This window comes from Botryobacter ruber (assembly GCF_003347595.2).
In the GTDB taxonomy this organism is placed as follows: Bacteria; Bacteroidota; Bacteroidia; order Cytophagales; family Hymenobacteraceae; genus Pontibacter; species Pontibacter ruber_A.
This window is the reverse complement of sequence record NZ_QCZK02000015.1, coordinates 1-26391: the sequence shown is the minus strand read 5'-3', so window position 1 is coordinate 26391 and position 26391 is coordinate 1. Positions and strand designations below refer to the sequence as shown.

Genomic DNA, 26391 nt, shown 5'->3' with positions numbered 1-26391 from the left:
TACCCCATGAAACCGGTTGTCACCATCGAGTACTGCCCCAAATGCGGCTGGATGCTGCGGGCCGCCTACATGGCGCAGGAACTGCTTACCACGTTTACCGGCGAGGTGCAGGGAGTGCTGCTGCAGCCAAGCGAAGTAAGCGGACGCTACACTGTCCGTGTGGGGGATGAGGTGATTTTTGACAGGAAGGAAGCAGGCCGTTTCCCGGAAATTAAGGAGCTGAAACAACTGGTTCGCGACAAAGTTAGTCCGGGCAAGAGCCTGGGCCATTCCGACAAAAAATAAGCTGATAACAACAATGACAAAATTACTGGGCGTGGTGCTGTGCGGGGGGCAAAGCACACGCATGGGGCGCGACAAAGGCCTGATTCCCATCCAGGATACCGTTTGGGCAAAGTACGTAGCAGCCAAATTTGAAGCCCTTCAGTTACCTGTTGTGGTTTCTGTAAATCCTGCGCAACGCGACGAATACAGCAAATTATTTCCTGCCGAACATTTAGTTGTGGACAAGGTTCCCGCCGTGGAAGGGCCGCTGCAGGGCCTGCTAAGCGTGCACCAGCAGTACCCCGACTACGACCTCCTGCTCCTGGCCTGCGACATGATCGATATGGAAGAGGCTACGCTGGCCTACCTGATGGCGGCCTACGAATCAGAAGAGCATTACGACTTTTATGCGTTTATGTCAGGCGATTTTTACGAGCCTTTTTGTGCCATCTATTCAGCTGCCGGTTTAAAGGCAGTTACGCAAAAAGTGGCTACAGGTGCGCTTGATAATTTTAGTTTAATGCATGTCCTGCGAAGCGGCAACACCCGTGGCTTGCCTTTGCTGGACAGCAACAGCTTCAGGAACTACAATACGCTGTAGCCTGGGCTTGCGCTCCGTTAAACCTACCTCAAGACTACTCCCAGGTAGCTTTAATATCTTCTGCACCTGCCACCACAGCCTCTGCTGCACTTATCTGGCAGGTGTTTAGGTGTTATGGAATAAATTGCCTTGCCTAAACTCCGGCTTCCTTCTGTTTTGCCTGCTTCTGTCTCACCAAAAATATAACTATCTTTGAACTATAATTACAGGCTATAGTTGTTTCTTCTATAGAGATCAAAGCAAACGAGATGGAAATACGAGAGGCGCGTGAGGCACTGAAGCTGTACTTTGGCTACGACCAGTTTCGCCCCATGCAGGAAGATATTGTTTCGAATATCCTGAAGGGGAAAGATGTGGTGGTGCTAATGCCGACAGGTGGTGGAAAATCCATCTGTTACCAGGTACCGGCAGTGGTGAAGAAGGGGATTTGCGTGGTGGTATCGCCGCTCATTGCCCTCATGAAAGACCAGGTGGAGGCCCTGCTGGTAAATGGTATCCCTGCCGCCTATATCAACAGCTCCCAAGGTGCCGAAGAGCAATACAAAATTGAAAACCAGTGCCTCGATAACCAACTGAAGCTCCTGTATGTGTCGCCGGAGAAGCTGCTTTCTGCCGGTTTTTTTGCTTTTCTCAAACGCCTGAACATTTCCCTTTTTGCCGTAGACGAAGCGCACTGCATCTCGGCCTGGGGCCACGACTTCCGCCCGGAATACACGCAACTGCGCGCGCTCAAGCAGCAGTTTCCGCAGGTTCCTGTCGTTGCCCTTACCGCTACCGCCGACCGCCTCACGCAGAAAGATATCCAGGAGCAGCTTCACCTGCAGAACCCCGAGGTATTTGTCGCCTCTTTCGACCGTCCCAATATTAACCTGAGCGTTCGCCCGGGCCGCGATCGCTACAACCGCATCCGCGATTTCCTGGATAAGCGCCAGGGGCAGCCGGGCATCATCTACTGCCTGAGCCGCAAAAGCACCGAGTCGCTGGCCGGGAAACTGAAGAAAGACGGCTACAGCGTTACCTTTTACCATGCCGGCATGTCTCCTAACCAGCGGGCCAAAGCCCAGGAGGATTTCCTGCGCGATAACGTGCAGATCGTGTGCGCCACCATCGCCTTCGGGATGGGCATCGACAAATCGAACGTGCGCTGGGTGATCCATTACAACCTGCCCAAGAATATAGAAGGTTATTACCAGGAAATCGGGCGTGCCGGGCGCGACGGGGCCAAGTCGGATGCACTTCTGTTTTACAGTTATGCCGATGTGATGAGTATGCGCAATATGCTTTCGGAAGGAGAGCGGGGACAGAAAAGCCAGCTGGAACTGCAGCTGGTAAAGCTGGAGCGCATGCAGCAGTATGCCGAAGCCGCCATTTGCCGGAGGCGCATCCTGTTACAGTACTTCGGCGAAACCATGGAAAAGCCCTGTGGCAACTGCGACATCTGCCGTAACCCGCCGGTAACGTTCGATGGCACTTTGCTTGCGCAAAAGGCGCTGTCGGCTATTGCACGAACGCAGGAGCAGGCGAACATGGGACTGCTGGTAGATGTGCTCCGCGGCTCCCGGAACAGCCAGGTGTTACAGGCAGGTTTCGATAAAATAAAAACCTACGGCGCCGGGCGCGACATCAGCCCGATGGACTGGCAGCGTTACCTCCACCAGATGATAAACGCCGGCCTCATTGAACTGGCTTACGACCAGAACTACACCCTGAAACTGACAGAGCAGAGCCGTAGGGTGCTATTCGAAAACAGGAAAGTGGAGCTGGTGAAGTTTGAGGAGGTAAGACAGACGGAGGAAGTGCCATTAGTGAAAGCCCGTCCGAAGAAAGAACTGATAAAAGATGCGCTGTTCGACAAGCTGCGTGCCCTCCGAAAGAGGCTGGCCGATGAGCAGAATGTGCCTCCCTATGTTGTTTTTTCAGACGCTACCTTGCAGGAGATGGCAGCCGAAAGACCAACCAACCGCATTTCCATGCTGGCCATTGGCGGGGTGGGGGCGCAGAAGTTCGACCGTTACGGCGAAGATTTCATGAACGAGATCATGCATTTCATTACCGAGGAGCAGGATAAGGGGAATAAAATAAAAGGCGCCACGCACCTGGTAACCTTCGAGGCCTATAAGCAGGGCTTTACTCCTGAGCAGATTGCCCAGCAGCGCAACCTGAACCTGGCCACCATTTACTCCCATATCGCGGCACTTTACGAGCAGGGGTATGATATTCGTATCGGCAATTTCCTGTCGAAAGCAGAATACCAGGTAATAGCCCGGGCTATTGAAAAAATGGGGCCGGATGCAAAGCTGAAAGATTTATTCGAGCTACTGGGCGAAGCGTACGATTATTACAAAATCCGGCTTTCGCTGGCCGTGTATAAAAAGCAGAATTCCTGAACGGGGCGTACTGCCTGTTCCAGCTTCCCCTGAAATTCTACGGGATTTTCGCCCCTGTCGGCGTTTATCAGCGCTGTTTTATTCTGCTGCACCTGCCACTACAGCCACTGCTGCACCTTGCGAAAGCGTGAGACTGTAGCATAAAAGCAAAAACAGGCAGGGCCACCCCAACCGGGTGGCCCTGCCTGTTTATACTCAGAAATTATGAATTCTTAGTTAAGTGAAGCGATGGGATCAGCTTTAGAATCTTTATCGCCAGTGATGGTTCCTTTCGCTACTACAGTACCTTTCAGCAACAGGATACCAGCTACGTGCGGGGCGGCAAAGGATGTACCGTAAGCGCCGCTACCGATTGAACCACCTTTAGTAGTCGTTGTTACGTTCACACCAGGGGCAGCAAAGTCTACAGATAAACCATAGTTCGATCTGCTCCACAGCCTGCCGTAGCTGTCCATAGCTGACACGGTGTACACACCAGGAGCGTTCAGTCGGGCAGGAGAAGTAGAGGCACAATCCACAGCACTGTTACCAGCTGCAATGGCAAACTTTATACCTTTAGAGGCTGCACTCTTCACCAGGTAATCCAGGGTAGAAGAGATACCGCTACCGATGCTCATGTTTACCACATCGCCTGCTTTGGCATTCATGTTCACGTGGCTCACCGCTGAAATAGCGCTTGAAAGCGTACCCGCACCAGAATCGTTGAACACGCGCAGGGCAACTACTGTAGCACCTGAAGCTACACCGATCATGCCTCTGCCGTTATTCTTGGCAGCAATGATACCGGCTACCGTTGTTCCGTGGCCATAGCCATCTTCTATAGAGGTAGTACCGCTCACAAAAGACTTGCTTCTGGATCTGTCTACTGTCAGGTCCGGGTGATCTGTATCCACACCAGAGTCGATGATCCATACTGTCTTTCCGCGTCCGTCGCCGTAGCCTACGCGCTGGATGTTCCAGGGCACAATCTCTCCAGACATTGGCGTAATGGTACCTACTGTACCTTGCGCGGTGATCGATCCTTCTGCCGAAGCAGTGGTGTTAGCGGAAGTAATGCCTTTTTCTATGTTGATGATCTTGTCCTGCTCTACGTAAGCCACCTCCGGGTTATTACGCAGCTCTTTCAACTGATCAGCAGAAAGGCGGGCAGCAAAACCCTTTACAGCTCCCTGGAAAGTCTCCTTCACAGCGCCAGCCTCAATGCCTGACTGTGCCAGCACCGACTGGCGGGTAGTGGCTTCGCCCATGGCAGAGATGCTGTTGGTAGAACCATCCTGGAATACCACGATGTACTGTCCTTCAATAGCCTGTCCGCTTGTGCCGGAAGTCTGCTGAACATCGGTTGGGGCAGCAAACTGTTGCTCCATCAACTCTTCTTTCTGGCAGCTGGAAAGTACCATGGCTGAAGCGAGAGCAGTAAGAGAGAGTGCTTTTCCGAATGTGAACTTTTTCATAGTAATAGATTTAATATTGGCTTCGTTAAAAATTTCTGACCGTTAAAAGCAGCCTGCTAAAGAAAGCTGATAGTATAACCGTCATTCATATACATAACCCATATACATAACCAATTTCAACCCCTGTTTAGTTCCAAACACTGTAAAGCTAATTATAAAAATAATCCTACTGCAGCTGTCTGTGCTGTTTTACATTTACTGTTTTAAAAGAGGGATAATGATGAAAAAAAGGCTTTGGAAGACCTGGATCGAAGGTGTTTGGAAGAAGCAGGGGCATGGTTTAATTCTAAAATGCAGCTAAAACCGGCGACTGGGCAAATGCTTAAAAAAGCAAAAAAAGGTGAAATTATGCAGGTAAAAACTAACCTGTTAGCCGTATTATTGCCTTTGTGCCCCTGAAGTAATCAACTCATTCTTTTTTAGGGTTGGTCTGAAAATTGAAATTTATGCTAAATAAATTAGTATAATGTTTAAATGATTAGTATATTTACGAGAATGAGCTAATTGAGTAAATAAAGCTCTGTTTCTAACTAATTTGATTGGCAAAATTGTGGATATGGTCACTTTGAACTTAAGGCACCTCAGGAAGAGTGCCGGGTACACACAGGCACAGTTAGCTGAGAAGCTGGATATAAAGCGCTCGCTGGTAGGCGCATACGAAGAGGGGCGAGCAGAACCGAAGCTTAGTACACTTGTAAATATCGCCAAGCTCTTTACTATAAGCCTCGATGATTTAATTACAGTAGATCTAAGCTCTGGAGCAGCTCCGACTGGTAGCGCAACCGGTAATGATGCAGGTGGAAAATTGCGCGTGCTGGCAATTACGGTAGACGAAGACCAGAATGAAAACATAGAACTGGTGCCTTACAAAGCCAGTGCCGGCTACCTGAACGGCTATGCCGATCCGGAGTTTATCGAAGAACTGCCGCGTTTCCGGCTTCCCATGCTCGGGACGGGCGGTACGTACAGGGCTTTTGAGATAACTGGCGATTCGATGCTGCCTATTGCCTCGGGTACTGTCATTGTAGGCCGCTTTGTGGATGATTGGAATAGTGTAAAAGACGGTACGCCCTGCATTATCGTGAGCCAGAAGGAGGGGGTGGTGTTTAAGCGCATCTACAATAAAATAAAAGATACGGCAGTGCTACGGCTGCATTCCGACAACCCGCTCTATTCGCCTTATGAACTGAATGTGGAAGATGTGCTGGAAATATGGGAAGCAAAATCCTACATCAGCTCAACTTTCCCGATTGCAGATATTTCGCTCGATAAGCTTTCCTCTATTGTGCTGGATCTGCAGAAAGAAGTGCAGAAGCTTAAAAAAGTAGAGTAGCCCTTTCGATACGATAAAACAGCGCGTCCTGTGCCACACCCGGCACAGGACGCGCTGTTTTTAGGGACGGTCAGCAGGTAAAACAAAGTGTTTGCTTAACCAGTTACGTGCATCTGCGTAAAGGCTAGCAATAAGTAAATAGCTGTAAATACTAGTGCTCAAACTTACGATAAAGCGCAATGATAAAACTGATCACCGCAGCCGAACGCCATGAAGCTAGCGTAGGCGACTGGCTTAAATCCCGATACCTGTTTTCGTTTGCCGATTATTATGACCCTACCAACGTGCAGTTTGGTCCGTTGCGGGTTTTCAATGATGATTATATTGCCCCACACAGCGGTTTCCCGGAGCACCCGCATACCGAAATGGAGATAGTAACAGTAGTATTGAGTGGTGAACTGACTCACAAAGACAACCTCGGAAATGAAAGCACGATCCGGATGGGCGATGTGCAGCGGATGACATCCGGGATCGGCATCAGCCATTCCGAGACAAACGAAACGGACGAAGAGGTGCATTTGTATCAGCTCTGGTTCCTGCCCAACAAAAGCGGACTGGCGCCATCCTACGAACAAATGACGCTCGATTTCCTGGACACGTCAAATAAACTGGTACCCCTGGCTACAGGGCAGAAAGTGCTGGAAGATGTTGTGTTCCTTAATTCAAATTCAACCATCTACTATGCCAAGTTGGGGAAAGGCGAAGATATCAACTTCAGGACTTTTAAAATCAGGAAAACGCTGCTCTACATTACAAATGGCAGCGTGATTGTGAACGGTGTTGAAGCCGATACCCACGACCAGCTGCGGCTCGAAGACCAGGAGGTAATTGATATTCATGCTACTGCCGAAGCCTCATTTATGCTGGTGGATGTGCCTGCGCTTGAGGTGAATTATTAACTGCTGTTGCTATAAAAGCCACTGCCCCTGTCCACACAAGTGCAATTGCTTGGTTGACAGGGGCAGTTGTATTTAAATAGAATTAAGCAGCTGCAGCAGCGGGAATGGTGACAGCAGCTGCAAACTTTTTAAGGCTTCTCTTCGGTTAAATCGTGTATTTTCTGCCTTTGTTCTGTGCTTTCAGGTAGTCCATCAGTGGCTGAAAGTAGTCGACCATAGCGCGGGCGCTTAATTCTTCCCCGGTTTTATCTTTCAGCATCTGGCGCCAGTCGGCACTCGCACCCGGGTACATAATGCTTTTCAGGAATTCGCCTACTTCTTTGCTGCCATAGTAGTTGGTGGCGTGCGGGTCCTGCTTCAGGATGTTGCGGGAAATGTGGTCGTGCAACTGGAACAGGATGACGTAAGAAAGCGCATAATCGTAGTACTGTGCCGGATCGTCGTTGATGTGGGTTTTGGTGGTGGCATCGGTAAACTCTTCGCCGCGTACCGTTGGCGGCACCATGCCCTGGTATTGCCGGGCCAGTTCCCACCAGCGTTTGTTTAGCTGGTCAGCCGGCAGGTTCTTCGCATAAAAATCATGCTCCCACTCACTCATCACGCCCGTGGCAAACGGAATGAAGGTGACATAGCTCAGCGCCTCCTTCAGGAGCGTCTGTACCTCGTCGGTTTTGGCATTCGCATCAACCAGGTTAAGCTCCACCAGGAATGGCTTTTGCATGGCCGCCAGCCCCATCAGCGACCCGATGGCTTCGTGGTAGGCGCGGTTGGCTCCCTCCCGCAGCAGCACAGGCACATCGGGGTTGGTGTAGGTCATATAATAATAGATGTGGCCCAGTTCGTGGTGGGTGGTTTCGTACCAGTCGGCATTGGGCTCCACGCTCATCAGGCAGCGTACATCGTTTTCCAGGTCCACGTGCCAGGCAGAAGCGTGGTTGTTCTTTTTGTAGCCGGCGTTTGGCGGAAGCGGGTACAGGCTCGATTTCTCGTAAAACGAACGCGGCAGCCCGGGAAATCCCAGGCTAACATAGAAACGCTCTGCCTGCTCCACGAGCCACTTTGGCTCTTTGGACTTCAGGGCTGCATCCAGGTCCATGCCCTGCACATTTACCATAGCGCTCCAGTCCTGGCCCCAGCGGTTGGGCAGCCAGTGGGCCGGCAGCATGTCGGGCACCTCTTTCACGCCATATTTTTTAGCCAGTTCGTAACGGGCGTAGGTGTGCAGCTCCCGGTAAAGAGGGTGTAGCTCTTTGTTGATCTTTTTCATCAGGTCCATCATTTCCTGGCGCGTCATGCCGTACTCGGAGGCCTGGTAGGTGAAGTAGTCGTCGAAGCCGAGGTTCTGTACCGTTTCGTTGCGAAGCTGGCGCAGGTTCAGGATGCCGGTCCGGAGGCTTTTGCCCACTTCCTTGCTGCTCTCCCATGCCGCCTGGCGTTTCTTCAGGTCTTTCTCGGTACGCAGAATGTTATCGATGTCGTTGGTGGTAACCTTTTGAGTGAAGATTTTATAGTCAAAGCCATACAGTTTCTCGGTTTGTTCGGTTTCTGCTTTAATACGCCGCTTTACCACATCGGGTATGGTCTGCGGATTGTTGGCGGCTGTGTACAGTATTTCTTCGAGCTGCTTTTTTTGCAGGGGTGTCAGGTGTTCTTCGTGCTTGAGAAGCTCACGGGTGTGGTTGATGTTGAATTCGCTGCCGGTAAAAGCAGCCAGCGCTTCGTTTGCCCTGCGGGTGGCGACGGCGTTGGTAGAGTCGCCTTCTACTATTTTTGTGTTCGACTGCCATTCCGCTTCTACCGAGGCAGTATAAAGTTCCTGGTATTTTTGAGCGTAAGTTGCCAGGAATTCCTGTGCTTTCTGCTGTATTTCGGTTTCAGCCGCAGAAACAGTGGCCATGGCAGCGCCATCCCGCTGCGGGCTGGAACATGAAAAAAGGAAAGCGGCGGCAAAGCCTGTCAGAAAGATTCTTTTCATATAAAACAGGTGTAACTTCGGTTATAGATTTTCCTGAACCAGCTGGCCGTAACTCCTGAACGTGTACAGTTGCTGTTCAGCTAACATATCATTAAATGTAGCAAAAATCAGTCAAATTTCACGGCCTAATAATGAATGCCAGGCATGGAGGTGTTCAACAGAAGAAATTATTGCGCTTAGGTAGTTAAAAGAAGATCGTTCAGCTTCGGAACGTTGGCTCTTCTTCAGTTCAGAAAACTGGTGCGTATCACGGTGCAGTGGCTTTGGTGGCCTGTGCAGGTGTTACTGGTTAAGGCGTTTTTTTTTGTCAGGATATAACATAGGTTATAGCTGTTGCTGTGTTAACCTGCCGGTTGTTTACAGATGCTGCCACTCGCCAGTTTGGGTAAATAAAGTTTGAGTCATGTTGGGTAGTGATTTCTGAAACGCCTGTAAATTCCATTTTAAGAGCAGGCGGTGTTAGAAAAGATTAAAGTTTTATTAGAATTACTAAATTCCGTATCATTCTATTTGGTTGTTGCGTTTCCGGGATTAACTTTGGTTATACAAATAAAAATTAAAGAAAATCGAAGGTTTTTTCTGTTGCCAGTACAAATTAAGGGTTATGGCTGTTAGTTTTATTATCCTGGTCTGCTTTTAAATTGTTGGTTTTAAATAATTTAAAAAAATCAGGAGCGAAGTTCTTGTCTGAAGGAGATTTGTATAGGAAAAATTATTTTATGTTGAGTGCTGCTGGCTTACAGAAAAAATGCGGTTATAAAATTAAATACCATGCGCGTGAAACAAAAGGCTACTGAAGTTAAGAAAAAAATTGCGGCAATCTTTGCTACGTGTGCTGCAATCGTTACTGTAAAGCCGATTTACGGCCCATTGGTGGTCGAGCAAGTCTGGATAAGATCGTAAACCATGAGGAGGTGAAGGAGGGCGCTTTGCATTGTTTCCTGCTCAGTAATTATGCCGGGTTTAACTAATAATTTCAGTTCTGGGGATAGAACTGTTTTTAAAATACAAATTCCGTTTAAAATTTCTTTATGTAAAAGTTGGCCTTTTTTTCCTGTTGTCTCTAAAGAGATAGACAGGGGAAATATGATTTGTTCTCATTGATGTACAGCTGAAGCGGTGCTGTGGTTGTGGTGGTATGCCTGAAAAAGTCTATTTGCTGTAGCTAGCTTTAACTTAAGGCTGGGCTGGAAGCTTAGTGCTTGTGCGTTCTTGAATTAATACTAATAGTGTAAAGATATAACGACAACAGTTAGTAAGGAAACGGGCAACAACAGAAATTATCCTGAAATTTCTGGGAGAGTTATTTCAGGATTGAATTTAGAGAATTTTCTCTCTAAAAAGATTTACTCCAAAGCAGACTGCTGTGTGGCAGCAAAAGAATGAATGACCAATCCAATTTAGTCCAAACAATTTAATGATTGAAATAATGAGAGCTAATGTTTTACCTATTTTATTCACTTTTTTCGCCCTAATAGTATTTGGAACTGCCCAGGCGCAGAACCCGCATCTTGCATCAGCTTGTATAGAAGGTGATGCGCTTAATGTAAAAATAGCCGGATTAGGAAATAGGACTTTTGAGTTCAGAGTTGATGTTGAAGCAAAGGCCTGGTGTCAAAATCCTGGAACTGTTGTAGTCTTCTCCAGTTCATTTAAATCAGGTAAGCAAGAGAACACGAGAAATGGCAACTTTACTTTCCCTGGATTAGAGCAGGCCTTAAGTAACCTAAAACTCGATTGTCCTAACCAGGTTGCATTTGATTTGTTAGCTAATGAGCTTAAAGTAGTCTTATATCAAATTGTAGGAGGAGTAGCAGTAGAACTAGGTTCGCTTACTGATGTTGAGGACTGCTCAACGCTGGTTAACTAACCCTCCTGGAACCTAAAACAACAGGAAAGTGAAGTTTGTGTAGTCTACACCGCAAAGTTTACTTTCCTGTTGTTTTAAAAGAATCATCTCGTGCAAATAAAATAGAAACATGGCCTATAGCGGCAGCATAGTCATGAAGATGCAAAAGACTGGTATCCAATAGAATTAATAAAACAAATTTTTAAATAACTGCTACTCCGCCTCCCCCGGCAATCCGTCTACCTTCGACTCCAGCAGCAACTGCTCATCCATACTCTTACTCGTCTTCGCTCCCAACTCCTTCAGCTTCTCCACACGCCGTATTAGATTACCCTTGCCGTCCGTGAGTTTGTTCATGGCGGCGGTGTAGGAGCTTTGGCTGTTTTCGAGGTGCTTGCCAATGGTTTTCAGATCGTCTACAAAGGCAACGAATTTGTCGTACAGGCGGCCGCTTTCTTCGGCGATGCGCAGCACGTTTCGCTTCTGGTCTTCCTGGCGCCAGACACCGGCTACGGTGCGCAGGGTGGCCAGCAGGGTAGAGGTGGTAACCAGCACAATGTTACGGTCGAAGGCGTCGGTGAAGAGGTGGTGGTCCTGCTGTACGGCTAACGTAAAGGCGGGCTCAATGGGGATGTACATGAGTACAAAATCCGGGGAGTTGAGGCCGCCGAGGTGGTGGTATTCCTTCTGGCCCAGCTCCGTAAAATGCCGGCGGATGGAGGAAATGTGGTCCCGGAGGTGGAGCTGCTGCTCTGCTTCCGTCTCACAACTGCAATAGGCTTCGTAGGCCACCAGCGACACCTTGGAGTCGATGACCAGGTGCTTGTTGTCGGGCAGTTTAATGATGACGTCGGGGCGGTACACTTTGCGGTCGTGGTTTTGCAGCACTTCTTCGCGGGTGTAGTGGATGTCGCGCTGCAGGCCCGATTTTTCGAGCAGGCTTTCGAGCAAATATTCGCCCCAGTTGCCCTGGGTTTTGCGTTCGCCTTTCAGGGCGCGGGTCAGGTTGAGGGCATCCTGGCTCATCTGCTGGTTCAGGTTGGCCAGCATGTGGAGCTGTTCTTTCAGGGCCACACTATCTTTCAGCGACTTTTCGTAGGTCTGGTCCACCTTGGTTTCAAACTCCTTGATCCGCTCCTTCAGCGGGCCCAGGATCTGCTCCAGGTTTTCGGCGGATGCTTTTTTGAAGTGCTCGGCGTTGTTCATGAGCACCTGGTTGGAGATGCTGGTGAACTGCTGCAGGAACTTCTCACGCAGTTGTTCCAGTTCCAGTTTCTGCTCGTCGAGGCGCTGCTTCAGGTGGTAGTAATCCGTTTCGACCTTCGTCAGCTCGTTGTGCAGCTCAATTACTTTGATGTTTTCCTGCTTCAGGGCATCTTTCAGCTGCTGCACTTCGGTCGTCCTGTCCGTGAGTTTGCCTTGTAGTACGCCCTGTGCGACAGTCGCCTCATTGGCAGTTTGTTGCAAAGCATTGGCCCGTGCCCGTGACGCCAAAAAGGCCACCAGTAATCCTCCCAGAAAAGCCGCTATCCCGATAATCAGTTCCATGAGGTAAAGGTATGATTTTTTAGCATTTTATGACAGATGCTAACGATATTAGTTTTTTGTCTGAACCTGGATGAAGCAGATTTATGGATTTACAGGATTATGATCAGCATATTTTACCTAACTTAACCGCGAACTCCTTTAAGCTGCTTCATTCCAGATGCACACATTCTACCGCACAACCTGCACTTTAAATTTCCGGCCTTTTATTTTGCCGTTCATTAATTTTGAAGCGATTGCCTGGCTCCGGTCTTTGGGTACAGCTACATAAGAAAAGCGGTCCTGCACCTCAATTTTCCCGATCTGGTCTGCTGCCAGACCTGCTTCTGCAATCAGGGCGCCAACAATGTCGCGGGGGCTTAGCTTGTCTTTGCGACCGGCGTTTATGTGCAGGGTGGCAAACGGTGCTGCTGTTTCGGGTGCTGCTGCGGTGTTTTTTGCGGGTAGATTTTCCGGTTTCAGCCATTCGTCCATGCGTACGTGCCCCCAGTCGCGCAGCTTCTGCTCTTCGCGGGGTGAGGCCAGCGTATACACGGTGCCGCTTTTGCCTGCCCTGCCGGTGCGCCCGCTACGGTGGAGGTAAGCTGCTTCGTCGTCGGGAAGCTCGTAGTGGATGATGGTGCTGAGGGCGTCGATGTCGAGGCCGCGGGCTGCCAGGTCGGTAGCGACCAGGATGGCGGTGGTGCCGTTGCGGAAGAGCGTCATTTCCTTGTCACGGTCGGGTTGCTCCATGCCGCCGTGCAGGGCGCTGGCGGCAAACTGCTGCGCCTGCAGGTGACTGGTGAGGGCATCGGTGGTGGCGCGGGTGTTGGCAAACACAACAGTACCTGCATGGTCGATTCCTGCCAGCAACGCAGTGAGTGCTTCTTTTTTAGCCTTTGCTTCTGCTTTTACACCGATCAGCCGGAGTTGCTTGGGAATGGTGGTGGCTGTTGCTTTTACGAAATGCGGGTTTTTGAGCGAGTTGGAGATCAGCTCATTTACACCATCGGGCATGGTAGCCGAGAAGAGCAGTGTCTGCCGCCGGCGGGGGAGCGCGGTCATTACCTCGTCGAGTTCTTCTTCAAAACCCATTTCGAGTAACTTATCGGCCTCATCCAGCACCAGTTGCTTTACCGCGCCCAGGTCCAGCGTCTGCCGTTTCAGGTGATCGGTAAGACGGCCGGGTGTGCCTACTAAAATTTGCGGCGGGAAGGCCAGCGATGCCCGCTCCTGCGAAAAGGCATGACCGCCGTAAAAAGCGCTGATTTTGAGGTTGGGGATCTGCTGCGCCAGGTTCTTCAGCTCCTGCCGTACCTGCACGGCCAGCTCGCGGGTGGGTACTATTACCAGCGCCTGTACCTGCTGCAGGTCGGTGTTCACCTGGTGCAGGATGGGCAGGCCATAGGCTGCCGTTTTGCCACTGCCTGTTTCGGCCTGACCTGCCACATCGTGCCCCTGCAGCAGGAGCGGGATCGTGGCTTCCTGCACGGGGGTAGGGGTGTGGTAATCGAGTTCATGTAAGCGCTGTGTGAGCGCATCGTTTAACTTTAGATCCTGGAATGAAGGCATGTGTGTTGGCTGTGTGAAATGCAAAGGTACGGATAATCTGACGGCTTTTGGTAGCCGGTTTTTCGCCTGCTCAGCAGGAGCAGTGGCTGTGGTGGCAAGAGCAGCAGACTAAATGCCTGTTCAAACGCTTTAAAAAAGTTGTCTGCAGCTGCCACCACAGCCACTGCTCCTGCGTGCATAAACCTTTGCACTTTATTTCGTAGTAAAGAAACTATGGACAACGGGTATCTACGGCTAAAAAAGTACACTTACGCACTGCTGCTCCTGATCATGGTAGTGTACGTACTGATTGCGGCGCGCGAGTTCCTGTACCCGATTTTTATGGCGGTGCTGTTTGCTTACCTGCTGTACCCGGTTGTAAAGCAGCTGGAGAAATGGGGAGTGCCCCGCATCCTGGCGAACCTCATCACCATTATTTTGTCTATGGCCCTGTTCACCGGCTTGATGGTGTTGCTGTACAAGCAGTTAGCTATGTTTATGTCAGACTTTCCAAAGCTGGAGGAGGAGGCGCTGGAAAACCTGGACAAGCTGCAGGCTGTCATCGATAAGAAATTTGGCGATAACAGCCCCGATAATGAACACTGGCTACGGGCGCAGTTGAGTGCAGCCCTGGAACTCAGCGGGGGCTTTCTGGCGGAAGCTTTGCTGGCCATTACCAATACAGTCACAAAGTTTGGCCTGATACCGGTCTATATTTTCCTGATGCTGTATTACCGCAACAAGTTCGAAAATTTCCTGTTTCGCCTCATTCCCTCCCAATCCTATCAAAAAGTGCAGCTCATTATCAACGAGATATCATCCGTAACCAAGCGCTACATGAGTGGCGTCGTGATCGTGATCTTGATTCTTTGCTTTATCAACACCGCAGGGCTGGCAATTATTGGCGTGGAGTACGCGGTGCTGCTGGGAATTTTGTCGGCGCTGATGAATTTCATTCCCTATTTCGGAACACTGATCGGCGGAGCCATCCCGCTGCTGTACACGTTTGTAGTGCAGGGCGACCCGCAGAAGGCGCTGGCAGTGGTGGGGCTGTTCATCCTGGTGCAGTTCACCGAAAACAACATCCTGACCCCGAACATCACCGGAAGCCGCGTCAACATCAACCCGCTTTTCACGATCCTGAGCATCATTGTGGGCGGCATGATCTGGGGACTGCCCGGCATGTTTGTAGCCGTACCGTTCCTGGGGATGTTTAAAATTTACTGCGACCACAACGAACACCTGTCGTCGTATGCTTTTTTGCTGGGCACCAGCGGCACCGAAGAACATGCCCTCACGCTGGACAAACTGAAGCGGTGGCTGGGTTTTGGGAAAGAGAAGAAACCCTGAGCAGGTGCAGTGGCAGTGGTGGCAGGAGCAGAAGTGTTTTTGAGGTCCAAAAAGCTTTGCTGCTCCTGCCACCACAGCCACTGCTGCTACAGTTTTAGCCTGACAGGCTTGCTGCCATCGAGGCGGTAGCGGAGGCTGAAGGCCTGCTGGCTGTCGATCACGTTTTCCAGGAAATGAAATGAAAAGGTGAAGGCGCCCTCTATTTTCCGGTACTGAATAGGTGCCCAGCTCAGGTCGAGCCGGTTGTAATTTTTGGCGGTGTAAAAGCGGTCGCCGAGGAGCAGGTTGTGGCCTTCGCCTTTGTACCAGGAGTTGGTAAGGGCAACGCTTTTGTAGCGGGCATGAAATTCCAGCAAAGCCCCTTTTGGCAGGGACCAGCCGCCAACATCGCGCGTGCGCTCAAACGACATTATGCCGCCGGTATTGATCGTGAGGGAGTCGAAGATAAAGCGGTGGCTCAGGTCGAGGCCCAGTTTTACAGCTGCGGCGCCATTGTCCTGCACATGGTCGTCGGGCAAGCGGATGGCGGGACCGGCGTTATGAAACATCATGGCGTAATGCGACAGGAAAAAAATGCCCCGGTGCAAGGTGCCCGACAAACCGAAAATGAACGTTTCCCGGTCCACAGCCGTCTGACGGCTTGTCCAGTCGATCCAGGCTGTTTCCTGTAAAAAATCGTTTTCGTAGCGGGCCAGCAACCCTTCCACGTTCGGACGGAAATATTGCAGCGTATCGGCTAAAAGGGCGCGCGGGTAGTCGGAGAGGAGGCCGAAGCGGGGGAACACACCGGCATAGAAATCCCAGTTCCGGGTATCGTACTGGTAGTAGAGCACCGGCTTTATTTCGGTGGTGAAGTCGCGGGAGCCGAATTCGTAAAGGGCATTAAAACCGCCTCTTACACGGTGCACGCTGTCGAGCTGCAGCCCGATTTCGGGGGCCAGCCTGGTGCCGAAAATGGTTTGGGAGAAACGTTCCGATTTCATGTACTCCCGGTTGTCCACGAACGTGTGCAGGTTGAGTTGCCACTCCAGCACCTGTGCCGTGGCGGTGCCGCCGGTCAGGCAGAGCAGCAGTAGCAGGAAGAAAAAAATACGCATCTTATTCAATCTCCACTTTTATCATTTTACTGTTTCGCGCTCCCGGGAAAGGCTCTGTCCGGATCGAAAAGAACAGGTAGTAATCGCCGGGCTCTGCGGGTGCTTTTACCGAAACCGGAACTGTTACGTTTCCTTTTGCCGGAATCCGGAGGAGCTGCATGTTCTCCGGGATCGGGTAAAAATCGCCGATGACGCCGTCCTTCACAAAAGTGTATTCAAAGAAAGCGTTCCACCTTTCGCCTTCGTTACTGAAGGAAATAGCTTCGTTGTACGGGTTTTGAATTTCGAGCAGCACCTGTACTGTTTCGCCGGCTTTCCAGTCTTCCTCGGGTAACTCAGTCACAATGTTTACCTTCTGGTACAGGCGTACCTCCTCCAGGTAGCGCCCGTAATACATCCCTTTGCTGGTCGGGAAGCTGTCCTGGGGCACTTCGCCGTGGCTGTAGGGGATAACATAATACACCCGTTTGTTGCGCAGGCTGTCCTCGATAGGCCAGATGTCGTACTGGTTTTTGCGGTAATACCTGGAGTTGCAGGCAAAGCCTTTGAGGGTGCGGTTGTAAAAATTGAACTTGGACGGCTCCTGGAATCCCTGGTTAAAAACAACGTAGGAGTCGCCGGACTTTTCCTTTATCTGCCTGGCCCACACTTCCGAGCCGCTGTACTCGCGCAATGGCCTGAGCTTATCCGCCAGCGGACCCGGTACCAGCAGGATAATGCGCGCCAGCAGAATCAGGGCAACACTTGTCAGCACCAGCCTCCTTACCCATACCGGCACCACCACCAGCTGGCTGAGGTAGCAGTAGGAGAGGATAAAGAGCGGCGGGTAGGCAATCATGGTCCAGTGGGCTTCCACGCGGCCTTTAAACGTGCTCAGCAGGAAGAACAGGAAAATGCCGTAGCAGTTGAATTTGATCGCTCGTAAAAAGGCGTCGTCAGCTTTCACCTTATATCCTTTGGCGTAAAAATACCAGCCAATCAGCGGCCCCGCCAGCAACACCTGCCCCAGGATGTATTCCAGCGTAAAGTTCACTTTGTAAGGCCTGGCCGACCTGTCGAAGAGGTGGTAATGCACCGAAGGATAGCCGTTGTCAATCTGCCACAGGATGTGGGGCATGTACACCGCCAGCGCCACCACCACGATCAGCCAGAACGAAGGGCGCTTCAGGAGCTTGAAGTTGGAGAGGATGGTAAAGAACAGTACTAAAATGCCGTGGTACTTGCTGTACATCATGCAGGCAATTACCACCGCCAGCAGCACGGCCAGCGTGTAACTGTCTTTCCGGGAGTAGCGCTGGTAGAGGTAAAAGAACAGGATACTGAACAGCAGCAGGGGCGAGTCGGGTGTGGTAATGAACCCGTACATGTGAAAAAGCACAAAACAGCTGAAAAGCAGGATAAACAGCACTGCATTTTCGGCATACTTTTTCACAATCTGCCAGAGCAGGTAAACCGAAAGCGTGGAGCAGATAACCGTTAAAAAGCGCAGACCCAGCTTGTTCTGGAACAGGTTGTCGCCAGCCTTGATAAACAGCGCTACCATGGGCGGATGATCGAAATAGCCCCAGTCCAGGAAGCGGGAGTACACCCAGTAGTAGGCTTCGTCCGGGTGCAGCTCCATAAACGAAGCCTGTACCAGGTTCACCAAAAACCATATGATCAGAAAAATAAAAATAAATTTTTGAGAAGGCGATTTGGCTACTGAGGTTGAAGAAAGCATCTTTAAGTTTTATCGGACAATGCGCCAGGTGGACGAGCTTTATGATTAATTTACCTGAAAGCAAAAGTAACAGGTTATTTTGCAAATACAGCGACTTATTTCGGTTGGTTAGCGGGGGCGTGCAGGTAAATGCCTTGCCTTCTGTTGCAATAGATTTAACTTGCGCCCCGGAATTGAATTTGTAAACTATGGCCAAAGGAATTGAACGCTGGAAAACGCTGAAATCGGAGATAATTTTTAACCACAGGTGGTATACGCTGCGCCGCGACCATGTGGAATTGCCTGGAGGAAAGGTGATGGACGATTATTTTGTGAGCGTGCGGCCCAATGTGGTGCTCACGTTTCCGGTTACGGCTGACAACCAGGTGATTTTTGTGCGCCAGTACAAGCACGCGGCCGGCGATATTTTTATGGAACTGCCGGGCGGGGTGATAGACGAAGGCGAGACAGTGCCCCTGGACGCGGCCAAACGCGAAATGCTGGAAGAAACAGGCTACACTTCCGACGATGTGGAGCCGGTGCTGGAAGTGATCGACAACCCGACCAAAGACACGAACAGAATCTTCTTTTTCCTGGCCCGCAACGTGCAGCAAGTGGCCGAACAGGACCTGGACGAAAGCGAGAACATTGAAGTAGTGAAAGTGCCGCTGGAAGAGGTGGAAAGCCTGGTGCTGAGCGGGAAAATAAACGTATCGGGCTCCGTGGCGCTCTGCCTGCTGGCCCTCCGCAAGCTCGGTTTATAGTTCTGCAGCTACCACCACAGCCACTGCTGCTACATAGGCAACAGCAATGGCTGTGGTGGAAGCTGCAGCAAATAACTTCGGCAGGGTAAAGCTGCCTGAGCAGGTTCTTTTACGCTGATTTTTCGCTTTTTTGCGGTACCCAGGCCGTTGCGGCGATCACCGGTGTTTTTTTCCAGTGCAGGGTATAACCGGCTCCGTTAGGCTCCAGGTCGAACTGCGGGTGTAACTGCAGCAGGCTACGTATTGCTTCAGCGGTTTCCGGTTGCTGGAGAGGCGCGAAGCCGAGGCGGGTTAAGCGGTGCTGCCAGGCCTGGTTGCGCTCGTGGCGTTCTACCCGTGCACTGCCTTCACAGGAAATCACGTTAATAATCTCTCGTCCGAAAAACTCCTGCTCAATTATCTGGCGCTCCGGCATTTGCTTTGGCAGCAGCGTGTCCAGCACATCAAACACCGTGTGGTAATGCCGCAACGACTCCCGCAGGCGTGGCATGAACTCCAGCTTGTTGTGCTCCGAATCGGGCTCGGTGAGGGTAAACACCCGTGGCTGCAGTGCCAGTACCTGCTTTAGTATTTTGTCGCGCTCATCTGTTTGCGAAACCAGCATGTCCGCAATATGATGCAGGGCAAGCGCGGCATTCACCACAACAGCCTCTGTGGCGGAACGCTTCAGCTCCGGCAGGTTAACCTCTTCCAGTTTACTGGCGATGCCCGTGTAGGTAAATGAAATGCCAAGTTTCTGGGCGTATTGGGCCAGTCTGCTGCCCGTTTCCTGCAGGCGCTCATCCGGTTCCCCGATGGCGGCCGGCAGGTCGATGCCGGTAAGGTGTACCCTGGGCGCTCCGCCAGCTCTTGCCGCCAGCAGGTCCAGCAGGTGCATCCACTGCAGGCCACTGCCAATGCCGAGGTCCAGCAAATGAATTTCAGGTTCAGCTGCAACAGCTTCCGCGATGGAGAGGTTGGCGAACACATGCCCGAAGGTAACCAGCGGCGTTTCTTTTACCAGCACATTAAAAGCCGAGATCATATCCATCAGCCCGAAGGTGGAGCTGTAGAGGTTGCCGGCATTGGTGGTGGCATGCTGCATACGCGCAGCAAAGGCTCTTGCAAACGCAAGAGCAGTTCGTTCGGAGGCATTCCCGTTGCCTTTGGCTTTCTCTGAAAGGGCATCTACGCCGGCTAATGCCTTTGACGTGCCTGGCAGTAAAAACGCCTCACCGGTTTTCAGGACCTGGGCGAGTATGGGATCAGCTGTAAGGGCTTCCGGTTCGAGCATGTTCGATAAAGTCTGGATGAGTTGTTCCTGGTATTCTGGCCGCCCAATGGTGATGCGAAGGGCAAACCGGTCGTCGGTTAAGCGGACGTGGATGTGCTGTTGCTGCAGCTTCCGGTAAACAGGCTGCGCGGGCAAACCGGCATCCAGCAGCAGGAAGTTTCCTTCCGACGGCCAGTGCTGCACTCCGAGTTGTGTGAGTGCCTGCTGCAGCTGCTGTTTGCCCGCAGCTGTCTGCTGCAGGGTATAGTCAAGAAATTCTTTGTCGTGCAGCGCCGCCTGTGCTGCCAGCTGTGCCGGGTTGTTGACATTGAACGGTTGCTTTATCCGGAGAACAGGCGCTAAGGTTGTTTCCCGGGCCACCATGTAGCCAACCCGTAACGAGGCAAGCCCATAAGCTTTGGAGAAGGTCCGCAGGATGACCAGGTTGTGGCGTTGGTCCAGGTAATTGGTTGCATCTGCAAAATCGGGCGCGTTTACGTATTCCAGGTAAGCCTCGTCTATCACCAGCGTTACCCGGGGCGGCAGCTCCCGGATGAGCCGTTCGAGGTCTGGCTTGCGCAGGTATGAGCCTGTCGGGTTGTTGGGGTTGGAAAGAAAGCAAAGCCGGGTGGAATCTTCCACCTGCGCCAGCAGGCTCTCCACGTCCAGCTGATAGGCACTGTTGAGCGGTACAGCTTTAAAATTGGTGCCAACGGCTTCGGCCTCCTGCTGGTACAGCGGGTAAGAGGGCGTAACAGACAGCACCGACGACAGGTGGTAGGGCTTGCAACAGGCCCGCACCAGCAACGAGATCAGTTCGGCAGAGCCGCTGCCCGTTACAATGTTGGCAGGCTGAAGCCCCAGCTTCTGTGCAATAGCGTGGCGGAGCGGCGCGGCATCGGGTAAGGGGTAGCTGTGAAAGCCATCCAGCGCTTTTTGCAAGGCCGCGATAACTTTGGGAGAAGTGCCAAACAGGTTTTCGTTGGAATCAGCGCGATACAGTTTGTTCTTTTCTACTTCCATCACTACTTCTCACACTTTGCTGCCTGATGCTTGGCTAATGCGCTTCGGTTTGTTCTTTTAAAGTTCGTATTAATACGTAGCTAAAGCAAATATATAGATTGCGATCTAACAAAGCGAACGAATATTCGTAAAGTCATCTTAATTGTTTAATAGATCTAAAATTGTGAAGTGGCGGCTGCTGTTTCATTGTTTAAACATGGGTTAGGTATGAAACTGGAGCAACAGTTAAAGATGAGCAGCTTCCGCAGTCCTTTTCAGAAGGCGTACCTGAACATCCTGTATACCGGAAACTGGCTGGAGGCGCAGACGGAAAGCATACTTAAACTGCACGGCATATCGCCGGAGCAGTACAATGTGCTGCGGATTTTACGGGGACAGCAGGGGAAGCCGATCAACCTCTTCGAGATCCAGGAACGGATGCTGAGCCCGATGTCGAACGCTACCCGGCTGGTAGAAAAACTACGGCTGAAGGGGCTGGTAACACGCGAGGTATGCGAGCATAACCGGCGGAAAGTCGAGATTTTCATCACGGAAAAAGGAAAGAAGCTGCTCGAAGAGCTTGATCCGGAAGTGGAGGCGCAGGAAAAAAACTTGTTTCAGCAGGTTGATACAGAGGATATTGAAGTGCTGAATAAAATCCTGGACAGTATCCGGAATATATAGCGTTTTTGAAGTGAAAGCTGAATTGATTGCTGCCGTGCAGGAGCTGTTATCTGAAAACCTAAAGGGGCGAAAAGCAGAGCACCGCGTGCACACACACCACAAGGCTAAAGGTAATCAAAGGTTCTTGTCGTGAAAGCCTTTTAAAGCGTAGGAACGGTAAATGTATTTGCTGAACAGCAGCAGTGGCTGTGGTGGCAGGAGCAGCAGACTTTTTCTGGCCTGCGACAGCGAAATTTCCCCTTTAGCAGCTGCCACCATAGCCACTGCTGCTCAAGGGAAGGTTGGTTGTTCAGTCCGATTATAAGATTGTTAACCCGTAAATACGCTCCTGTCGAGTTTCGGCGGGAAAAGCAAACTGTCGAGGCTGTATTTGCCCGGGCCGATAAAGATAAGCGAGAAGAAAAGGATGGCCGCTTCCAGCGCATGGGAGTAACCGCCAAAACCATCGCCAACCGAAATGTGGCGCATGGTGGCCACCAGCATGGTAAAGGTAAGCAGCGCACAGGCCGGACGGTACAGCAGCCCGAGCATCACCAGGGCACCACCGACTGCTTCGGCGGAACCGGCCATAAATCCCCAGAACTCATGCATAAAATTAATGCCCACCAGTTCCATGGTCTTTCCAACCTGCGCCCATTTCTCCGGTCCACCGGCGAGTTTGGGCCAGCCATGAAAGATAAACATGAGACCGATACCAATCCGGAGTATCAGTAATCCAACATCTGCGAAAGCGTAACGTGCACGAAGTATCCCCATAGGAGCAATATTAGGGATAATTACGAATACAGCAAAAATCTAATATATAAAAATCTGTTTTACGGGTGTATTTGCCGGAATATCGGCAGGTTTTAAACGGGAAAGTTTTTCGCGGGGTAGGGCGGCATTATCGAGTACAAACGAAATTCCGTCCTGTTCTGCTACAGCCACCAGTCCTGCTTCGGATAAACCCAGGAAGTTTATGCTATAATGTTGCCGCACCTGGCTGAAAGTAGCGCCGGCTCCCACGCCTGCTGCTGTTTTATAGCTGGGGCTGCTCACCCGGATGCGCCACACCTGGCAATCCGTTTCGCACTTTTGTTCTATTAGCAAACCGGTGCTGCTGCCTTCCTCACGCAGGCGGTAAGCCGTGTACGCCTGCCCTTCGAGGTGCAGCAAGGTGTCGGTCAGGATAAAGTGCTGCGGTACCTGGGTGCGCATTTCGGTTACAGGCATCCCAACCCGGATGTCGCCTACCCGTCCTTTTGCAATCGTAAAGGCCGCAGGATCGGGCGCATCTTCTTCCGGTGAACCGGTCATGGCCGCCTCCTCACCGGTAACCTCAGCTTCAGGCGGGTTTTTGTCGCGGTCAGCCAGGCAGGCAGCCATACCCACACCCAGCAGAATGGCGTATATTAAGTTTCTCAGCATACAACTCTTCAGGAATATTATTTTCGTTAAACCTTGAAGAGCAGGTGCAGGTTGTTGTATATTAGCACAAAATCGAATAATGTTTATTTAGTTATACATCTTCTGAAAAGAATAAAATGGCAAAACCATTAATACTGGTCTCGAACGACGATGGCATTACCTCCCCGGGCATCCGCACGCTGGTAGAGGTCGCTTTAAAAATAGGAGAGGTGGTGGTGGTCGCACCGGATAGTCCGCAGTCGGGCATGGGACACGCCATTACCATTGGCAACACGCTCCGGCTGGACAAATCGATTGCTTTTGCAGATATAAATGTAGAGGCATACGAATGTTCCGGCACCCCCGCCGATTGTGTGAAACTGGCAAAATTCTTTGTGCTGCGCGACCGCAAACCCGACCTGGTCATCAGCGGCATCAACCATGGCTCCAACTCCAGCATCAGTGTGCTGTATTCGGGCACGATGTCGGCAGCCATCGAGGCAGCCATCGAAGGTTTGCCGGCCATTGGCTTCTCGTTGTGCGATTACGGGCACGAAGCAGATTTTTCGCACACCACCGAATTTGTGGAGCAGATTATCCGGCAGGCGCTCGAAAGCCAGTTACCGGCCAACACAGCGCTGAATGTCAACATCCCCAAAAAGAGCGAAGATCCGATAAAAGGCATCAAAATCTGCCGGCAGGCGCATGCCAAGTGGCAGGAAGAATTCGACGAGCGTCTCGACCCCAACAACCGCCGCTACTTCTGGATGACAGGCAATTTTGTGAATTTCGACAAAGGCGAGGATACGGACGAGTGGGCGCTGGTAAATAACTACATTTCGGTAGTGCCCTGCCAGTACGACCTGACGGCCCACCATGTGATCCCGATCCTGAACAACGACTGGACTTTTTAGGCCGGAAATTACCTGGCTTTTAGCAGGGAGAGCTTCAGCAACGTAATGCTGGGGCTCTCCCTTTTTGTTGCGAATTGGGTTACTTTCTTCCAGGAAAATAAAGGAGCGTGCATGTTTCTGAAAAAAAATGCTGTTGCTCAGAAAAATTTTTTTGCTTCGTTCTAAAATACTGCCTGTAAGCGGTTTAGTATTTTTCTTCTGTGCTGGTGTCTGCAGATCCCGGGATCAGCGCATCCGGAGGCAAACGCTGCAGAACGATTCCGGTTGTACTCTTCTGTGTGCAGGACAGTGTGCTGAATTTTAATGAAAATCTAATCGGGAAAGGTTGTTTAGATTAAATAATTGATTATTAGCTACTAACCGTTTGTGTACTTCAGGAGACTGCCACAACTGAAAGCGCAGTGCAAGGCAGCAAAATAAAAGAAAATAACAGCAGATGTGCTGGTGTTGCAGGAGCGCTTCCTGGCGGGAAAAAGCAGGAAGGTTTGTACTATAGAAAGGGGCGTATAAAGGAAAGGTTTGTTGTGTTAATAATCAAGTAATCAATAGTTCAAGTATACCTACTTCTGAGTATTGTATTTAAAAATGCGAATACATACATTTACAGATGTGTTGATTAAGTTTTGTTATATATGGGAATAATTAAATTAATCAAACAGGTTGTAAAAAGGTCTGCTTGCTGTATGTCATTATGCTAATGTGAATTAGGGTAATGATGTACAGCATTTTTTTTAAAGGCCTGCTTTGTTTTCAATGGTGGATATAACTTCCTGCTCAGGGTTGTGCTTCTCCAGTGATGTTAAGTTTCTAACAAGTAATGTAATTGATAATACCTGTTATCAATCTAAAAACTATAGTGCTGTTTTAATAAATACCTTCCTTTATGCTAAAGCAAACCCTTACGTTGGTTTTAGCACTCTTTGCGTTTTTGCAAGTGAGTGCTCAGACGGTATCTGTTACCTCTCCGAATGGAGGTCAGACGTTTTATTCCGGTAAAAACTACAACATTACCTGGAGTAGCTCAGGCGCTTCTTCCTTTGTTAAACTGGAGTTCTCTACAGATAACGGAAGTAACTGGAGCCTTATTGCGGACGGTATAAATAATAATGGTTCTTATTCCTGGTTAATACCTGACAATGCTTCTGAAAATTGCCTGGTCCGGGTTAGTGACTTCAGTAATAGTGCTATAAGTGATGTCAGTGATGCCACGTTTACCATCAAACAACCTTTCATTACCATCACGTCGCCTAATGGTGGTGAAACATTTGAGGGTTGTTCGCAGCAAACAATCACCTGGATCTCTGGCGGGGTTAATTCTTATGCCAAAATCTTGTACTCAACCGACGGAGGGCTCATCTGGACACCGATTACGGATATCTATGTGGGCTCGGGAGGAAACCACTCCTACAACTGGAGTGTGCCAACCTACAATACAGGTAATTTTAAAATACGGATTGTTGATTACTACGACGAAAGCATTTCGGATGTAACGGATGCTGTTTTTTCAGTAACCAGGCCAGCCAGTTACCTGACATTAACTTCTCCAAACGGAGGGGAGTCCTGGTCCTCGAGTTCGGTAAAGACCATTACCTGGACTACTACAGGTACAGTTGGAAATGTGTCGCTGAAATATTCTACTGACAACGGGGCTTCCTGGGACTGGATACGCAACAGTGAGGGTGCAGCCGCAAATAACATTCCTAACACAGGCAGTTACCAATGGTTGCTGCCAGGCAGCCAGGCTGCAACTTCTTGTCTGGTACAGATTTATGAATACGCAAAGTCGTGTACTATTGACATGAGTAATAGTTTGTTCCTCATTGATAATAATCCGGCCATAACGGTAACAGCACCTGACGGCGGAGAACGTTGGTTCGTAGACAGGAATTATACCATCCGGTGGAGCGCCTCCAATTTACCCTCCAATTATGTGGCGATAGACTACTCCACCGACAACGGCGCTACCTGGAACGAGATCACCTCTTCGCAAGGCAACTATGGCAGCTACAACTGGACAATTCCTGACAACGTTTCCAGCCAATGCCTGGTCCGTGTAAAAGCAAGAGATAATGCAGCTATTTCAGATATATCCGGTACAAATTTCTCTATCCTTCAACCGTTTATCCGGCTCACGTCTCCGAACGGCGGAGAGGTTATCGCTGGTTGTTCTAACTACGAGGTCGCCTGGCAGCAGGAAGGCATCCAGGATTATGTGCGGATTCTTTACTCGGTAAACGGCGGGAATAACTGGACCTATTTGACAGATGTCTACACCGGGTCTGGCACCAGCGGGTCTTATAACTGGACAGTACCTGCAGTAGCCACAGACAAGTTCAGGGTAAAGGTTCAGTCCTACTACAATGCTGCCGTTAACGATTCGAGCGATGCCAACTTTACTGTGTCTCA

Annotated in this window: 20 protein-coding genes; 11 read left to right on the top strand and 9 right to left on the bottom strand. The window is 50.5% G+C overall.

The genetic code is table 11. From position 1 onward, the window contains the following. Window positions 1-6: 6 nt before the first annotated feature. The 3 genes from DCW36_RS02675 (at window position 7) to recQ (ending at window position 3252) form a co-directional block, all read left to right on the top strand. Window positions 7-285, top strand: a complete 279-nt coding sequence (locus DCW36_RS02675) for a SelT/SelW/SelH family protein (RefSeq protein ID WP_114779296.1) — start codon at window positions 7-9, stop codon at window positions 283-285. A 13-nt stretch (window positions 286-298) separates the two neighbouring features. Beyond that, window positions 299-865 (top strand): molybdenum cofactor guanylyltransferase, encoded by a 567-nt coding sequence (gene mobA / locus DCW36_RS02670; RefSeq protein ID WP_114779294.1) that lies wholly within the window; start codon window positions 299-301, stop codon window positions 863-865. A 248-nt stretch (window positions 866-1113) separates the two neighbouring features. Further along, window positions 1114-3252 (top strand): DNA helicase RecQ, encoded by a 2139-nt coding sequence (recQ, locus tag DCW36_RS02665; protein ID WP_114779292.1) that lies wholly within the window; start codon window positions 1114-1116, stop codon window positions 3250-3252. A 212-nt stretch (window positions 3253-3464) separates the two neighbouring features. Here recQ and DCW36_RS02660 read toward each other — a convergent pair whose 3' ends face one another. Continuing rightward, window positions 3465-4706, bottom strand: coding sequence for a S8 family peptidase (locus tag DCW36_RS02660; protein ID WP_240676024.1), 1242 nt, complete (start codon window positions 4704-4706; stop codon window positions 3465-3467). Window positions 4707-5256: 550 nt separating this feature from the next. Here DCW36_RS02660 and DCW36_RS02655 point away from each other — a divergent pair. Further along, window positions 5257-6039 carry an XRE family transcriptional regulator gene (locus tag DCW36_RS02655; RefSeq protein ID WP_114779290.1) on the top strand — a complete coding sequence of 261 codons (783 nt, stop codon included), beginning with the start codon at window positions 5257-5259 and terminating at the stop codon, window positions 6037-6039. Between the two features lie 179 nt (window positions 6040-6218). After that, complete coding sequence (locus DCW36_RS02650; RefSeq protein ID WP_114779288.1) at window positions 6219-6938, top strand: pirin family protein; 720 nt, start codon at window positions 6219-6221, stop codon at window positions 6936-6938. Window positions 6939-7083: 145 nt separating this feature from the next. Here the strand turns inward: DCW36_RS02650 and DCW36_RS02645 are convergent, their stop codons facing one another. Then, the gene (locus tag DCW36_RS02645) at window positions 7084-8913 is read right to left on the bottom strand and encodes a M2 family metallopeptidase (RefSeq protein ID WP_114779286.1); all 1830 of its coding nucleotides are present in this window, start codon (window positions 8911-8913) and stop codon (window positions 7084-7086) included. Window positions 8914-10342: 1429 nt separating this feature from the next. Here DCW36_RS02645 and DCW36_RS02640 point away from each other — a divergent pair. Further along, a complete protein-coding gene (locus DCW36_RS02640; RefSeq protein WP_128396936.1) occupies window positions 10343-10783 on the top strand; it encodes a hypothetical protein in 441 nt (146 codons plus the stop codon). Between the two features lie 192 nt (window positions 10784-10975). Here DCW36_RS02640 and rmuC read toward each other — a convergent pair whose 3' ends face one another. Beyond that, window positions 10976-12310, bottom strand: a complete 1335-nt coding sequence (gene rmuC, locus DCW36_RS02635; RefSeq protein ID WP_114779284.1) for a DNA recombination protein RmuC — start codon at window positions 12308-12310, stop codon at window positions 10976-10978. Between the two features lie 168 nt (window positions 12311-12478). Then, a complete protein-coding gene (locus tag DCW36_RS02630) occupies window positions 12479-13858 on the bottom strand; it encodes a DEAD/DEAH box helicase (protein WP_114779282.1) in 1380 nt (459 codons plus the stop codon). Window positions 13859-14071: 213 nt separating this feature from the next. Here DCW36_RS02630 and DCW36_RS02625 point away from each other — a divergent pair, with 213 nt between their 5' ends. Beyond that, window positions 14072-15187, top strand: coding sequence for an AI-2E family transporter (locus DCW36_RS02625; RefSeq protein ID WP_114779280.1), 1116 nt, complete (start codon window positions 14072-14074; stop codon window positions 15185-15187). An 86-nt stretch (window positions 15188-15273) separates the two neighbouring features. Here DCW36_RS02625 and DCW36_RS02620 read toward each other — a convergent pair whose 3' ends face one another. Together DCW36_RS02620 and DCW36_RS02615 are read right to left on the bottom strand one after the other, a co-directional pair. Then, window positions 15274-16284, bottom strand: coding sequence for a hypothetical protein (locus DCW36_RS02620; RefSeq protein WP_114779279.1), 1011 nt, complete (start codon window positions 16282-16284; stop codon window positions 15274-15276). A 1-nt stretch (window position 16285) separates the two neighbouring features. Further along, the gene (locus tag DCW36_RS02615) at window positions 16286-18004 is read right to left on the bottom strand and encodes an ArnT family glycosyltransferase (RefSeq protein ID WP_114779277.1); all 1719 of its coding nucleotides are present in this window, start codon (window positions 18002-18004) and stop codon (window positions 16286-16288) included. Between the two features lie 188 nt (window positions 18005-18192). On the opposite strand from DCW36_RS02615, the gene DCW36_RS02610 reads away from it, so the two are divergent. Continuing rightward, on the top strand, window positions 18193-18747 hold the full coding sequence (locus tag DCW36_RS02610) for an NUDIX hydrolase (protein ID WP_114779275.1): 555 nt from the start codon (window positions 18193-18195) through the stop codon (window positions 18745-18747). A 109-nt stretch (window positions 18748-18856) separates the two neighbouring features. On the opposite strand, the gene hisC is transcribed toward DCW36_RS02610, so the two are convergent. Continuing rightward, window positions 18857-21022 (bottom strand): histidinol-phosphate transaminase, encoded by a 2166-nt coding sequence (gene hisC / locus DCW36_RS02605; RefSeq protein ID WP_114779273.1) that lies wholly within the window; start codon window positions 21020-21022, stop codon window positions 18857-18859. Between the two features lie 207 nt (window positions 21023-21229). Between hisC and DCW36_RS02600 the strand changes: the two genes are divergently transcribed. Further along, window positions 21230-21685 carry a MarR family winged helix-turn-helix transcriptional regulator gene (locus DCW36_RS02600; protein WP_114779271.1) on the top strand — a complete coding sequence of 152 codons (456 nt, stop codon included), beginning with the start codon at window positions 21230-21232 and terminating at the stop codon, window positions 21683-21685. Between the two features lie 309 nt (window positions 21686-21994). Here the strand turns inward: DCW36_RS02600 and DCW36_RS02595 are convergent, their stop codons facing one another. Then, window positions 21995-22441 (bottom strand): DoxX family protein, encoded by a 447-nt coding sequence (locus tag DCW36_RS02595; RefSeq protein WP_114779269.1) that lies wholly within the window; start codon window positions 22439-22441, stop codon window positions 21995-21997. A 39-nt stretch (window positions 22442-22480) separates the two neighbouring features. Continuing rightward, window positions 22481-23092 (bottom strand): mechanosensitive ion channel protein MscS, encoded by a 612-nt coding sequence (locus DCW36_RS02590; RefSeq protein WP_114779267.1) that lies wholly within the window; start codon window positions 23090-23092, stop codon window positions 22481-22483. Between the two features lie 116 nt (window positions 23093-23208). On the opposite strand from DCW36_RS02590, the gene surE reads away from it, so the two are divergent. Continuing rightward, window positions 23209-23985: a 5'/3'-nucleotidase SurE gene (gene surE, locus DCW36_RS02585; RefSeq protein ID WP_114779266.1), complete on the top strand. Its 777-nt coding sequence runs from the start codon at window positions 23209-23211 to the stop codon at window positions 23983-23985. An 883-nt stretch (window positions 23986-24868) separates the two neighbouring features. Next, window positions 24869-26391, top strand: a 1523-nt coding sequence (locus DCW36_RS02580) for a hypothetical protein (RefSeq protein WP_205702863.1), incomplete at its 3' end; no start/stop codon positions are given.